At 58.6% G+C, this 12,544-nt stretch carries 16 protein-coding genes; 8 read left to right on the top strand and 8 right to left on the bottom strand.

All coding sequences use genetic code 11. The annotated features are described in order from the left end of the window. Positions 1 to 375: 375 nt before the first annotated feature. Complete coding sequence (locus NGM07_RS23460) at positions 376 to 696, top strand: hypothetical protein (RefSeq protein ID WP_253521351.1); 321 nt, start codon at positions 376 to 378, stop codon at positions 694 to 696. 72 nt (positions 697 to 768) lie between these two features. Here NGM07_RS23460 and NGM07_RS23455 read toward each other — a convergent pair whose 3' ends face one another. From NGM07_RS23455 to NGM07_RS23440, 4 genes are all read right to left on the bottom strand, one after another. Further along, positions 769 to 1,155, bottom strand: coding sequence for a hypothetical protein (locus NGM07_RS23455; protein WP_253521349.1), 387 nt, complete (start codon positions 1,153 to 1,155; stop codon positions 769 to 771). 850 nt (positions 1,156 to 2,005) lie between these two features. After that, entirely contained in the window at positions 2,006 to 2,707 is a 702-nt protein-coding gene (locus NGM07_RS23450; RefSeq protein ID WP_253521347.1) for a DUF2270 domain-containing protein, read from the bottom strand. Between the two features lie 106 nt (positions 2,708 to 2,813). Continuing rightward, the gene (locus NGM07_RS23445; protein ID WP_253521344.1) at positions 2,814 to 3,398 is read right to left on the bottom strand and encodes a DsrE/DsrF/DrsH-like family protein; all 585 of its coding nucleotides are present in this window, start codon (positions 3,396 to 3,398) and stop codon (positions 2,814 to 2,816) included. Positions 3,399 to 3,400: 2 nt separating this feature from the next. Continuing rightward, entirely contained in the window at positions 3,401 to 3,643 is a 243-nt protein-coding gene (locus NGM07_RS23440; RefSeq protein ID WP_253521341.1) for a sulfurtransferase TusA family protein, read from the bottom strand. 203 nt (positions 3,644 to 3,846) lie between these two features. On the opposite strand from NGM07_RS23440, the gene NGM07_RS23435 reads away from it, so the two are divergent. The 7 genes from NGM07_RS23435 (at position 3,847) to NGM07_RS23410 (ending at position 10,081) form a co-directional block, all read left to right on the top strand. Beyond that, the gene (locus NGM07_RS23435; RefSeq protein ID WP_253521338.1) at positions 3,847 to 5,022 is read left to right on the top strand and encodes an MBL fold metallo-hydrolase; all 1,176 of its coding nucleotides are present in this window, start codon (positions 3,847 to 3,849) and stop codon (positions 5,020 to 5,022) included. A 1-nt stretch (position 5,023) separates the two neighbouring features. Then, on the top strand, positions 5,024 to 5,518 hold the full coding sequence (locus tag NGM07_RS23430) for a YeeE/YedE family protein (protein ID WP_253521336.1): 495 nt from the start codon (positions 5,024 to 5,026) through the stop codon (positions 5,516 to 5,518). Next, on the top strand, positions 5,515 to 5,985 hold the full coding sequence (locus tag NGM07_RS23425) for a YeeE/YedE family protein (RefSeq protein ID WP_253521334.1): 471 nt from the start codon (positions 5,515 to 5,517) through the stop codon (positions 5,983 to 5,985). The genes NGM07_RS23430 and NGM07_RS23425 overlap by 4 nt, the downstream gene beginning before the upstream one ends. Before the next feature lie 399 nt (positions 5,986 to 6,384). Next, the gene (locus tag NGM07_RS25575; RefSeq protein ID WP_438267725.1) at positions 6,385 to 6,534 is read left to right on the top strand and encodes a DUF7512 family protein; all 150 of its coding nucleotides are present in this window, start codon (positions 6,385 to 6,387) and stop codon (positions 6,532 to 6,534) included. 2 nt (positions 6,535 to 6,536) lie between these two features. Further along, a complete protein-coding gene (locus NGM07_RS23420) occupies positions 6,537 to 7,520 on the top strand; it encodes a sulfite exporter TauE/SafE family protein (protein WP_253521331.1) in 984 nt (327 codons plus the stop codon). Positions 7,521 to 7,622: 102 nt separating this feature from the next. Continuing rightward, positions 7,623 to 8,747, top strand: coding sequence for an MBL fold metallo-hydrolase (locus NGM07_RS23415; protein WP_253521328.1), 1,125 nt, complete (start codon positions 7,623 to 7,625; stop codon positions 8,745 to 8,747). Positions 8,748 to 8,785: 38 nt separating this feature from the next. Then, on the top strand, positions 8,786 to 10,081 hold the full coding sequence (locus tag NGM07_RS23410) for an MFS transporter (RefSeq protein ID WP_253521326.1): 1,296 nt from the start codon (positions 8,786 to 8,788) through the stop codon (positions 10,079 to 10,081). A gap of 153 nt (positions 10,082 to 10,234) precedes the next feature. Here the strand turns inward: NGM07_RS23410 and NGM07_RS23405 are convergent, their stop codons facing one another. The 4 genes from NGM07_RS23405 to NGM07_RS23390 form a co-directional block, all read right to left on the bottom strand. After that, complete coding sequence (locus NGM07_RS23405) at positions 10,235 to 10,801, bottom strand: DoxX family protein (RefSeq protein WP_253521323.1); 567 nt, start codon at positions 10,799 to 10,801, stop codon at positions 10,235 to 10,237. A gap of 215 nt (positions 10,802 to 11,016) precedes the next feature. Then, the gene (locus tag NGM07_RS23400) at positions 11,017 to 11,577 is read right to left on the bottom strand and encodes a DoxX family protein (protein WP_253521321.1); all 561 of its coding nucleotides are present in this window, start codon (positions 11,575 to 11,577) and stop codon (positions 11,017 to 11,019) included. A 109-nt stretch (positions 11,578 to 11,686) separates the two neighbouring features. Beyond that, complete coding sequence (locus tag NGM07_RS23395; protein WP_253521318.1) at positions 11,687 to 12,052, bottom strand: group I truncated hemoglobin; 366 nt, start codon at positions 12,050 to 12,052, stop codon at positions 11,687 to 11,689. A 134-nt stretch (positions 12,053 to 12,186) separates the two neighbouring features. After that, complete coding sequence (locus NGM07_RS23390) at positions 12,187 to 12,480, bottom strand: halocyanin domain-containing protein (RefSeq protein WP_253521624.1); 294 nt, start codon at positions 12,478 to 12,480, stop codon at positions 12,187 to 12,189. Between the last annotated feature and the right edge of the window lie 64 nt (positions 12,481 to 12,544).

Below are 12,544 nucleotides of genomic sequence, written 5' to 3'. Positions count from 1 at the left end.
TGAGCATATCTATCAATATCTTCGAGACTACGGTCTATAGGCGTCACTAACTCAGTCATAATGTGTCACCGTGGCGCTTAATGGTTCCGCTCCTAGGAGCCGACTCGACTGGAACAGGCCTCACTGTGGTGCACAGTTCGGCGAGTTCTGATAGACACGAGGTTAGAGTATCGTGGCCCTCATCGAATGATATCGAAAATTCAGCCTGTATCGAGTGTAGCGTGCTGGAACAAGAGGTAGAAGAACGCGATGACCGACGATAGAAACTCGAAGCTACGGTCGCAGTTATCGACGAACTCTCAATTCAGTAGGAAAGGTAGTAACCAACAAATCTGGGATATCGGCCGACAATGTTGGTTAACGAGGTTACGACCCGTGTCCAGTTCCCCACCTGATCCACCACGGAAACACTCAGCTGACCTCACTTCGAAGTTCGATGAACAATCTCCGGAGGCGCTTCGGCAAATCGCTCGATTCGCCGAGGAAGGCACCAAACATTACGCTCGAGAAGCACGACTCGCAGAACGCGAGGAGCAGGAGGAAGTTAAAGAGAAACCGAAGAGTCTTCCGGGTGATGTCCCCTCAAAGGTGACGATTACGGTGAAAGAGAGTAACGATAATTGCTACTACTGGCAGTGGCGTGATGGCGATAAGATTCGCTTGAAGTATAAGAGGGCAGTTGATTCTAGTAGATAGCCGGTTCGGTCTTGTTGACACCCTTAGATACTGATAGAATTGAGTCGGCTGTGCGCAATACAGAGCGTGGGTTTAACACGAGTAAGCGAACGTAATACCTTCTGGTTTGACTATGATTTGAACGTCTTCGCCATCGTGTGAACAGATGTCCACATCGGGGTCGTACTCGTGTCTTATCTGGTCTCCGCCATTCAGTGAGACGACAAGGTGGTCAACGCGATTTTCGACACCTTGTGATTCGTCAGCGTGTTCCGGCGGCAACGAGTACGAGTGGTCAAGTAGCAGGGAGCTATCCGTCGCGTAGACGGCTACATCGAGGGTAATTTGTTGATTAGTATTGTTAGTTGGGATGATTTCGACGGTCGTTCCTTCTCCACCCTGTTCCCCGCCGACGCCGAGACAACCAGATATGATAAGACTGCTCCCAAGAGCGGTGGAGAGGAGGGCACGCCGTTTCATGCGCAAATCTATTGATACTATGGATAAATGCCTTCTCATCGTTCGATAGATTTGCACCACGAATTGCTCACGCCATCTACTGTCAGATTCGAAAGGTTTCGATAGAACCCGATAATTGGTCCTGCGTTACGGAAAATTCGAGGCGAAAGCCTCGCCCTTCAGGGCGGGGATGAAGCCGATAAACCCTCCCCAACCGACATTATCACGTAGTCCGGCGTCGTACCGTGCGGTAAGACAACTCGCGGAAACTCTCAATCGGAAGATACGGGGTCGCTTCCCGCTGATATGACGGTTCCACGCCCACCACCGGCAAACCCGGTGGGGAGTACGTGGTTGAGGTTCATCCGCCGTCCTCACACTACCCCTACCCGTCACTGGAGACGGTCGGCAACGACCGCGCACACGAGGGGGCGACAGCATACCAAAACACGCCCCATTCGCGGTTGCACTCCACCTGTCGTGGTGGAGTACGGTCGATGGCACGACCCCGTGTCCGCCCACGTTCCAACCGTGGGCGGTTGCCCGGTATTCGGACGCCTCGGTTCAGGCGGTATCAGGTACGGCACAAGCGGATACCGTGTCTCTCTCGGACGCCGAACACGCCATACCCTCGTTTTGAGGGCCGACGTGTAGCGCACGAACCCGGTACTCACCACGCGGGGTGAGGAAGTTGCCTTCGGGGTAGCGTTGGACGGCCCGACGCCCCTCGAAGGAATTCTCGAACTTCAGCGCGGGGAGGATGTCAATGATGAACACAGTATCGTGCTGATGGTCACGACCGACATCCATAGAACTTCGAACGAGTACTCGCCAGAACCGGCGAATAATCGGACGGCAGTCCGGACGTAAGCTAATTCTCTCGCAGATCCTCGGTCAAGAGTTCCGTCTCAGCGTGCCACGTCCGTGGCCAAAGTGCGATGAGGAGGAGAACACCGTAGCTAAGCAGTACAATGGTAATTATGATGACGCCCGGAATTCGGCCGATGGCTGCGCTAGCCGGCCAAGGAACGTCTGCAAACGCGGTGGTTCGAACGACCCACGCTCCGAGCAGAACGGTAAGTAGGGGGAGATACACCCGGCGCAGACGGTGGGCGATGGCCTCCATCCGAGTGATTTTGAGCCGTGGTTGCCGGTAACTGCCGCTTAGGTGAGTCCGCCAGTCTACGTCCTCTAACCCCTGTGAGGGGTCGAGCCCGTACGCGAAGACATTCTTCTGCAATATGCGGACGCGAGACCGCCAGATGTCGTACCCTCGGTATCGACGAGCCTCGATACCCAAGAAGGTACTGAGTACTACTCCGCCAGCGAGCAGTACATAATGAGGATTCGTCTCGCTGGAGAACGCCCATGTCAAGATTGCCGCGAGCATGATGACCGCCCAGTTGGTAGTGCGGTCGAGACGCTCACGCCAGAGTTTCATTCGGTGGATCTCGCCACGGTACAGGTGGGCCATCGAGCTGCTCGGCCCCATCTCCTCGTCAAGGAGCCCTTGACCCACCTCTCGGTACTCCGGATCGGACGGGTCTATCTCTTTATTCGAACTCTCGGTCATCGGTGTTCACTTTGAGGAGTCTTGCATAATCATCCTACGATTGCAAATCATAACGAACGGCCGGAGACACAGGAGCAATAGACGGTCAGGGACTCGAGATCCCAAGTTAAATCAGAAGTTGGATGTCAGCGTCGGCCATCTCCTGAAGCGCCGTCGCGGCCCCGACCCCGGTGGTGACCCCGTCGTAGAAGTCGTCTTCGTCGTAGTCCATCAGGTCGATCGTCATCTGACACGCCTGAAACTCCACACCCATGTCCAACGACGTTTCGACGAGTTCCTCGATAGTCGCGGTGTCGTTGTCCTCGATCTGTCGCTCCATCATCCTGGTCGTCACGCGATCCATTCCGGGAAGCGCCGCAATCGCATTGAGAAGTGGCATGTTAGGATTACCGACCGAACTCAGCTTGAGATTCTTCGAGCGCTCCTCGTGGAGGATATCCAGTCCCCAGAAGGTGTGGAAGACCGTCACCTCCCACCCGAACGCGGCCGCCGTGCTCGCGAGGATGAGCGGCGGGTACGCCATGTCCAACGTCCCCTTCGTTGCAATGATCGACATCTTCTCAGCACCCTCGTCGGTCTTGCTTTCGAGGTCGGCGAGTTCTGACTCCAGTTCCTCGATGCGGGATTCGAGCGCGGCTACGTCCGTCTCGGTCGCGGCGTCGGCTGACGTGGAGGGAGTATCCGTACTCATGTTTACTCCGTCTTCCGGACGTAGTGCTTGTAGAGGTTGTCTCCCTCCTCCTGTTCGATCAGTTCGACACCGTTGGTCGTTTCTGCCCATCCGCCGAGATCACTCGTGCTTCCTGGGTCGGTTGCGAGGACCTCGAGGACGTCTCCCTCGTCGAGTTCGTCGATGGACTGCTTCGTCTTCACGACGGGCATCGGGCAGTTCTGTCCTTTCACGTCGAGCGTCTCGGTAATCTCGTATTCAGTCATGGTATTGACTTCACTGCCCAATATTGCTCCGGGTAGTAAAAGCGTGTCGGTAGTGGTTCGGAGTTCGCGCACAATCAAAATGCGATTATAGCGTACCGGCACGAAAACGGCGTTACGGCCCCCGAACGCCGAATCAATATTGTACTGTCTTTGGATTACTATGCAAAGTCTTATTTGGGCGCCGAAGAGAGACACGAGTGACGATGACCGAATCGAGCCCTTCCGGGAGAACAGTCGAATCGATCACGCCCGACGAGTTGAAAGAGCACATCGACAGCGGTGAGGACGTCTTCCTCCTCGACGTACGCGCAGAAGACGACTTCGAAGAATGGCGCATTGACGCTGAGAACGTCGACGTCGTGAACTACCCGTACTTCGAGCTTCTGGATGGCATCCCGGGGGAGTTGCTCGCGAACCTTCCCGAGGACCAGCAGATCACCGTCCTTTGCGGGAAAGGCGGCTCTAGCGAAATGGTCGCCGACCACCTCGAAGACGAGGAGTACGACGTCAACCACCTCGAGCGCGGAATGAAGGGTTGGGCGCGTATCTACGAGTACACGGAACTGGACACCGACGCGGACGCCACGATCGCACAGTACCGCCGGCCCTCCAGCGGCTGTCTCGCGTACCTCGTCGTTTCCGACGGCGAGGCCGCGGTCGTCGACCCCTTGCGAGCGTTCACGGACGACTACCTGCGAGACGTGAACGCTCTCGATGCCGAACTCGAGTACGTGCTCGACACGCACGTCCACGCAGACCACATCTCCGGAATTCGTAACCTGGCCGACGAGACCGACGCGACGGCGGTTCTACCCGACCCCGCCGTGGAGCGCGGCGTCGAGTACGACCGGCCCTACGAAACCGTTTCGGACGGTGACACTCTCGGCGTCGGCAACGTGGATATCGAGGTTGTTCACACGCCCGGCCACACGACCGGGATGACCTCCTACAAGGTCGGCGACGTGCTGTTCACCGGCGACGGCCTGTTCACAGAGAGCGTGGCTCGGCCGGACCTCGAAGACCCCGAAGCTGCGAAGAACGCGGCAAAGACCCTCTACACAAGTCTCACCCAGCGCATGCTGACCTTACCTGACGACACGGTCGTCGCACCTGCGCACTTTAGCGACTCGGCGACGCCGAACGACGACGGGACATACACGGCCAAACTCGGCGCGCTGGAGGAGACGATGGACGCACTGACGATGGACGAAGACGAGTTCGTCGAATTCATCGTCACTGATATGCCCCCGCGTCCGGCCAATTACGAGGACATCATCGCTACCAACACGGGACGTGAGTCGCCCGACGACGAGAGCGCGTTCGAACTGGAACTTGGCCCCAACAACTGCGCGGCCAGCGAGGAGGCGCTAACGGACTAAGATGAACAGTCTCGTACCGCTACTCACCGCCAATGAGCTCTTCCCGCGGGAGATTCTGCCGTACCTTCTCGGCGGTTTCCTCGTCGGACTCGGGGCCGCGGTCATCTATCTGGCGACGGGCATCATCGCCGGGGCCAGCACGTTCCTCGAGTCGACGTTGTCGTACGTCTCGGACGTGCCGCGGTTCAACCGCTTCACGTATCGCCAGTCGCGCGACTGGCGACTCGTGTTCACTGCGGGCATCGTCACCGGCGCAGCCGTCTACGGACTCGTGTTGAATCCCGGTATCTGGACGACCGACGTCCAGTGGTGGCGGCTGCTCGGTGGTGGGTTCCTCGTCGGAGTGGGTACCCGCCTGGGTAAGGGATGTACCTCGGGCCACGGCGTCTGTGGCACCGGATCGCTCTCACCTACGTCACTCGTGAACGTCGCGACGTTCCTCACCGTCGCTATCGGAACTGCTCAGCTGGTCCAGGCGTTGGGGGTGGCACCGTGAGCGGGCAGGAGCGGAGTCCGTTGTTCTTGCCCGTCATCTACGTCGGCGGGCTCATCTTCGGCTTCGGACTCGCCATCAGCGGGATGGCCCGCCCGGAGGTCGTGTTGGACTTCCTCCAGTTCGAGGATTTCGGCCTGCTCTTCGTGATGGGCAGTGCCGCACTCGTGACCGGCGTTACGTTCGCCGTTGCAACGCGGTACCTTGAGCGCGCGCCGTTGACGGCGCGGGAGTATACGCGTCGGCTCAAGGAGTTCGACCGGAACGTCGTCATCGGCGGCACCATCTTCGGCGTCGGGTGGGGACTGTCGGGGATCTGTCCCGGCGCCGCGTACGCCAGCGTCGGTATTGGGAACTACCCGATTCTATTCGCCATCGCCGGGATGTTCCTCGGTGCGTATGCGCAGGGATACTGGCGCGCACTTCGCGCAGATGATGCGGGTGACGTGACCGACGCTACTTCGAGCTAGCTACTGTTTTCGACACATCTCTGTTGGCGCTTGGAGACGTCTCTCGTTTCGGCATACGTGAAAATGCCATCTTCTGTAACGACAGCGCAGCGATAGGACAAAAATTCTAGTGTCTGAACCGTTACTTCCATCTCTACGTAATCATGCGTCGGGCGGTAGTGTTCGCTTTCGTCCGCTTCCATCACAATGGTGACCATGGGTACACTCGCTCTCGGGGCGGGGCAAGCAACTCTCCGTCGACGAACGACCGTAGTTATCCATAACTTACGCATTGCCATCCGTTGGTCACGCGAACATAGTATTGTGTAGTTCGTTCAAAACCATTATTACGCCCCGACGGTTAGCGGGTCGTGTGCAGAAATCAGAAATCCGTACAAGATTAGAAGCGGGGATCCAGTGATGTTCGGAATCGAAACGCTACAGGGGTCGGCAAGGGCCGTTGCCCAGGTCGGCTTCGTCTTGGCCGAAGCCATGGTGCTGTACGTCGTCTACGGTGGACTGACTTCTGCCGTTGGCGATCGAATTACTACCGCGGTTCAGGGCAAGTAGTCATGGCGATACTCGGATTGAGTGCGGTGACGGTCGCGCTGTTCGTCGGATTCGGACTCCTCATCGGAATCCTCTTCGGATTCTTCGGGATGGGTGGTTCGTTTCTCGTCACGCCGGCCCTCCTCGTAATGGGCTACGAACCGAAAGTCGCTGTGGGCAGTGGGCTTGCGTTCGTCTTCGGGACGAGCGTTATCGGCGCACTGCGCCACCGCGACCACGGACAGGTCGACTACACGCTCGCCCTCATCATGACGGTCGCGATGACGCTCGGCATCGAGGGCGGGAAGCACGTCGTGTTCTTCCTCGAAGAAGCGGGAATCTCAGATCTGGTCATCAGCGTAGCTTACGTGGGACTACTCGCTACCGTCGGTCTGATGACCCTGCGGGACGCTCGCTCCGAAGTTGACGAGTCCGCTAGCTTCGACCTGTCTGGGACGATACAGTCTATCGAGATTTGGCCGATGGTCGAATTCACGGGCGGTGTCCGCGTCGCTGCTGTCATCGTCTTCGCCGTCGGGCTAGCTATCGGCGTCCTTTCGGGGTTCCTCGGCGTCGGCGGAGGGTTCCTCTTGATGCCTGCAATGATGTACGGGTTCGGCGTGCCCGCGACAGTCGCTGTCGGGACCGACGTTCTCCAGATCACTATCTCCGGAGCGTTCGGTGCCTTCACGTATGCGCGAGCAGGCTCGATTGCATTACCAGTCGTCATTTCGCTACTCGCTGGGAGTGCTCTCGGAGCCCGTATCGGTGCGAGCGCGACGAAACTCGTCGACGAGGACGATATAAAGGGCTACTTCGCCGCGATGTTGCTAGCCGGGAGTGGCGCAGTCGCAGCGAAGAAGCTCAGTACGGGGTACGGTATCGAGATGTTGCAGACAGTGAGCATAGCGCTCATCTTCGGCGCGGCCATCGTGGTATCTGGCGCAGTCGTCTACAGTGCCCTGAGGGAACTACGCGAGCAATCGCGGACCGACATCGGTCGATGACCAAGCAATGTAGTCGATTGCCGCCCGGGTCTTGATTCTCCCTGAGAGCCCATCAGGGTAGCCGACGGATTTAATAGAGTGCATTGTATAGAATTGGGTGTAATGAGCAATACTATGATCGACGCAACTGACGTCGCCCGACGTGTGCGAGACGACGACGCTGAAGACTTGTTCGTCCTCGACGTCAGAAACGAAGACGACTACGAGGAGTGGCAGATCGACGGAAGTACGAACGTTCCCGTCTACGACGAACTCCTCGAGTACGACTACTCCGAATTAGAGCAGCACCTCGATGCGCTCCCGGAGAACGAGGAAATCGCGGTCGTCTGCGTTGGCGGCGTCACGTCGGCCCGCGCCGCGGAGTTCCTCCGCGATCACGGTTTCGACGCGAAGTCCATCGATGGCGGCATGAACGGCTGGGGCCGCGTTCACCGTCAGTACGACATCGAAGACGCGGACGGCGTCGTCCAGATCGTTCGGCCGGGGACGGGGTGTATCTCGTATCTCATCCACGACGGCGACGAGGCCCTAGTCGTCGACCCGAGCCAGTACATCGACCAGTATCTGGGTGCGGCTGACGAGCGCGACCTGGAAATCGTCGGGGTCGCGGACACCCACGCCCATGCCGACCACGTCTCGGGAGCGCGGCGCCTCGCCGGTGAACTCGATGTGCCGTACTTCCTCCACGAGGAAGACACTGGCGAACTCGACGAGGTCACCGAGATCGAAGAAGGTGAGACACTGACCGTCGGCAACCGAGACCTCGACGTGCTCTACACCCCCGGCCACACGCCCGGCAGCGTTTCGTTCCGATTCGGCGATGCACTCCTCTCGGGGGACACGCTGTTCCTCCGCAGCGTCGGTCGGCCCGACCTCGAAGATAGTTCCGAAGACGCTGTCCGAGAGGCCGCGGGTCAGCTGTTCGATAGCCTCGACCGCGTGAATGAACTGAGCGACAACACGGTCGTCCTCCCAGGGCACTTCAGCGACGAGGAGGTTCGGCCACTCGCGACCGAACTCGGCGCGCTTCAGGAAGAAACCGACAACGAACTCGTCGGCTACGTCGAAGACGGCGACCAAAAGGCGTTCACCGAGACCATCGTCGAGAGCCTCTCGGACGAACCTGCCAACTACAACGAGATCAAGCAAATCAACTGGGGGAAAGAACAGCCCGGCGGTGACGCCGAAGCGCTCGAACTCGGCCCCAACAACTGCGCCGCTAACTAAAGCGGTCATCCCCATCACTGCTCTTTCAAGAACGAATCATGCGTGAGTCACCCACACTCGAGCAAGGGATTCGCGAACACCTCGGGCAGTTCTCGCTACACATCCTGCTTGTGTTCGCTACAGGCCTGACCATCGGGTCCGAGCGGGCCGTCGTCCCCGTCCTGGGTCGTGACGTATTCGGCGTCGAATCGCTACTCGTCGTCGGTTCGTTCGTCGTCTCGTTCGGCTTCGTCAAGGCGCTTCTCAACCTCTACGCCGGCAAGTGGGGCGGCGAATACGGTCGCAAGCCGGTGCTTATCCTCGGATGGGCGACCGCCCTCCCACTCCCAATCGTCCTCATCTTTGCGCCGAGTTGGGGCTGGATCACGGTCGGAAATATCCTGCTGGGTATCAACCAGGCGCTGACCTGGAGTATGGCGATCAACGCCAAGATCGATCTCGCAGGCCCCGAACAGCGAGGGGTCGCCGTCGGTATCGACGAGGCGTTCGGCTACACTGGCGTCGCCGTCGGTGCCTGGATCACGGGCGTCGTCGCCACCCGGACGAGTCTCCGACCCGAGCCGTTCTACTTCCTCGCCGCCGTCGTCGTCTTGGCGTTCCTCGTCTCGATCTTCCTGATCGAGGAGACGGTCCAGTACGCAGCGGTGGAGGCCGACGATGACCACCACGATGCGAACCTCCCGTTCAGCGAGGTGCTGAAGCGGGCGACCTACGGCGATAAGACGCTGTTCGCCGCGGCACAAGCGGGCCACGTCGAGAAGTTCGTCGATACGCTATACTGGCTCGCAGTCCCGTTGTATCTCACGAGTCAGGGACTCGGGATTGCAGCAGTCGGGGTCGTCGTCGGTGTCCACAGCGCGATGTACTTCCTCCAGATTGCCACTGGTGGACTCGCGGACCGAATCGGTCGTCGTCCACCCATCGTCACAGGAATGTTCGTAGCCGGGGGTGGTGTTCTCGGGATGGTACTCGTCGATAGTTACCTCCTCTGGACACTCCTCGCGGCAATCTCTGGACTGGGAATGGCGTTGCTCTATCCGAACTTGATGACGGTTCCCAGTGACGCGGCCCATCCGACGTGGCGGTCGGCAGGAATGGGCGTGTATCGGATGTGGCGCGACGCAGGCTATGGTGTTGGCGCAATTCTAATTGGGTCCTCAATGGAGTTCGTGAACGCAGTGGCCGCCTTCTACATGATTGCGATTTTGATGTTTCTCTCCGGTACAGTCGTGTATCTGTGGATGGAAGAGACGCATCCCGACTTTGGCACTCATGAACCTCCAGCCCCAACTACAGAAATACCAACCCAACCGATGACTGATGAATTGCGCTAACCCTACATGACGGGTATGTAAAGAATCGAGGAATCACAATCAGTCGGGTCTGTTCACGGATGTGACGGAGAATTAGCGAACACTCACTGGTGAACAGGCCGCTGGACAGTTGCTCTTCGAGAACGACGGAGAGCCCGTCCCAAAATGGGTCGTTCAGCCGAGGATGTACTCGAGAGCGGGATACTTCTCGATGAGCGTCTGGCCACCGACTTCGTAGCGCTCGACGAGCGCGTCGAGGCCGAGGATCCGGCCTGCACCGAACGCCGCGACGGCCAGGAACACGAGCATGTACGCGAAGTCGCCGTTGATCAGGCCGTGTTCGACGCTCCAGTTCCCGAAGTAGAACAGGAGCATCATGAGTGCGCCGAAGAACGCTGCGAGGCGAGTCATGAGGCCGACGAGTAGCCCAAGCCCGATCGCGAGTTCGCCGACCGGCACCGCGACGTTCACGAACTCGGCGAACCAGGGCGTCTGGCCCATCCAGAGGAACATACCCGCCAAGGGGTTGCCGTTGGTCGCGGCGGCACCCACCAGATAGCCCTGTGCGCTGAAGCCACCCTCAGTGAGCTTGGCCCAGCCCGAGTAGGCGAATGCGTAGCCCATCATGAGTCGGAGTGCAAGCACGAACCACGCGCTCAGGCTGTGGGCCCGCCCGTGGACGGTCACGCCGCCAATCTTGCTCTCGAACTCGTTCACGCTAGTTTGGATGTCGGTTGCCATCGTTAATCTCTCCTACACGTAGATAATGGACTGCTGAACCCATATACATGGAAGCTGGTTCTTACGGCGTGAGAACCGAGTAAGGGAGTCGCCATCTCACCTCCATATCTGCGTCACTGCCGTGTTGTCTGTCATAGATAACGATGGCCAGTGCTTTCGTGTCCTGAAGGGTTCAACGAGCACAGTTACGAATTGAACCACGAGATGGACGCGATTCACCCCAAGACGTATTCGAGTACGGGATACCTCTCGATAAGAGGCTGTCCATCAATCTCGTACTGTTCAACGATCGCGTCGAAACCGAGAATCCGACCTGCGCCGAAGGCAGCGACAGAGAGGAACACCAGCATGTACATGAAGTCCGCATTGATGAAGCCATGGGTGATATCCCAATTGCCGAAGTAGAACAGCAACATCATGAGTGCGCCGAAGAACGCCGCCAGGCGAGTGAGCAGGCCGACCATGAGACTGAGGCCGATCGCTGCCTCGCCCCACGGAACGGCAATATTCACGAAGTCGACGAACCACGACGTCTGACCCATCCAGAGGAACAGTCCTTCAAATGGATTCCCATTGGTCGCGGCGACGTTCCTGAGATAGCCCCCCGCATCAAAGCCGGCCAGGATTTTTTCGACCCCCGAATACAGGAACGCGAAGCCAATGACGAGGCGCAACGCGAGGACGAACCACGCGCTCAGCGAGTGAGCGCGTCCCTCGACGGTGACACCGGCGATTGTCGAACGAAACTCGTTCTCGTGAGTACGTGTGTTACTCATTGGAATCACTACGCATTCACGTGTCGACTCAAGCCCACATGAATGTCATCGCCGGAGAGCATTCGAGGAGTCTAGCGACGTAGTCCCCCAGTAACCCAAGCACCGTCTGCTACGCTTCGACGATCTCGGGTTGTAGTGCCTTGACCTCGTTGAGTACCTGCTCGCGGTCCTCGTCAGCGATCTCGTTCTCGTCGAGGGCGGTATCCAGATGCTTTGCGATTACATCAAACTCTCCGTCCGTAATACCCATCCCTTCGTGGGCCTCCTCCATGTCGTCACCGGTGTACTGGACCGGGCCGCCGGTCACCGCCGAGATGAACTGTACCTGATGGGCGCGTAGTTCGGTCGTATCGCTGTCCTCGAAGTGGTGGACGACCCGTTCGTCGGTCAGTACGCGGTCGTAGAAATCGTTGACGACATTTTTGACCGCATCCTGGCCGCCGAGCCGATCGAACACGGTTTCGTCGTCACTCATTGCACAAACGGATTCGCCAGGGATAAACAAGTGGATTATGCCCACAGAATTAAGAGATGTGCTCTAGAAAGTCCGGAGCACATACATCGGCAGTGGAGAAAACTGCGTGACAAAGAGTTCGCGAGGCACATCGCTCACTCGACGACGATGACCCCCTTCATCCCCATCGCCTTGTGGAGCAGACAGAAGTACTTGGTCGTCCCCGTCATGGCGAACGTGTGGGCAAAGGTGTGTCCCGTCTCGCCGACCAATTCGCTCTTGAACGAACCGTCCTCGGCTTCGTCGTTGTGCATCCCGTCGACCCACTCCCAGACGACCTCGGTTCCAGGCGATACCTTGACGGCCGCGGGGCTGAAGCCGAACGCACCGCCGTTGCCCTGCGAACCAACCTGAATGCGGACCGTCGATTTGCCCGTCCGGTCGACCACGCCGTCGTAGTTGTCGACGTCGTCGAACCAGCCGTCAAAGCCGTCACGGTCTGCTGGCTTCCTC

Origin of the sequence: Halorussus vallis (genome assembly GCF_024138165.1) — an archaeon.
GTDB lineage: Archaea > Halobacteriota > Halobacteria > Halobacteriales > Haladaptataceae > Halorussus > Halorussus vallis.
This window is presented reverse-complemented; position numbering and strand designations above follow the sequence as displayed.

Excerpts from the sequence above, each read along its gene's own strand:
- NGM07_RS23435 (WP_253521338.1), top strand. The coding sequence starts at position 3,847 with ATGACCGAATCGAGCCCTTCCGGGAGAACAGTCGAATCGATCACGCCC.
- NGM07_RS25575 (WP_438267725.1), top strand. The coding sequence starts at position 6,385 with ATGTTCGGAATCGAAACGCTACAGGGGTCGGCAAGGGCCGTTGCCCAG.
- NGM07_RS23395 (WP_253521318.1), bottom strand. The coding sequence starts at position 12,052 with ATGAGTGACGACGAAACCGTGTTCGATCGGCTCGGCGGCCAGGATGCG.
- NGM07_RS23420 (WP_253521331.1), top strand. The coding sequence starts at position 6,537 with ATGGCGATACTCGGATTGAGTGCGGTGACGGTCGCGCTGTTCGTCGGA.
- NGM07_RS23440 (WP_253521341.1), bottom strand. The coding sequence starts at position 3,643 with ATGACTGAATACGAGATTACCGAGACGCTCGACGTGAAAGGACAGAAC.
- NGM07_RS23405 (WP_253521323.1), bottom strand. The coding sequence starts at position 10,801 with ATGGCAACCGACATCCAAACTAGCGTGAACGAGTTCGAGAGCAAGATT.
- NGM07_RS23400 (WP_253521321.1), bottom strand. The coding sequence starts at position 11,577 with ATGAGTAACACACGTACTCACGAGAACGAGTTTCGTTCGACAATCGCC.
- NGM07_RS23445 (WP_253521344.1), bottom strand. The coding sequence starts at position 3,398 with ATGAGTACGGATACTCCCTCCACGTCAGCCGACGCCGCGACCGAGACG.
- NGM07_RS23430 (WP_253521336.1), top strand. The coding sequence starts at position 5,024 with ATGAACAGTCTCGTACCGCTACTCACCGCCAATGAGCTCTTCCCGCGG.
- NGM07_RS23450 (WP_253521347.1), bottom strand. The coding sequence starts at position 2,707 with ATGACCGAGAGTTCGAATAAAGAGATAGACCCGTCCGATCCGGAGTAC.
- NGM07_RS23410 (WP_253521326.1), top strand. The coding sequence starts at position 8,786 with ATGCGTGAGTCACCCACACTCGAGCAAGGGATTCGCGAACACCTCGGG.
- NGM07_RS23455 (WP_253521349.1), bottom strand. The coding sequence starts at position 1,155 with ATGAAACGGCGTGCCCTCCTCTCCACCGCTCTTGGGAGCAGTCTTATC.
- NGM07_RS23415 (WP_253521328.1), top strand. The coding sequence starts at position 7,623 with ATGAGCAATACTATGATCGACGCAACTGACGTCGCCCGACGTGTGCGA.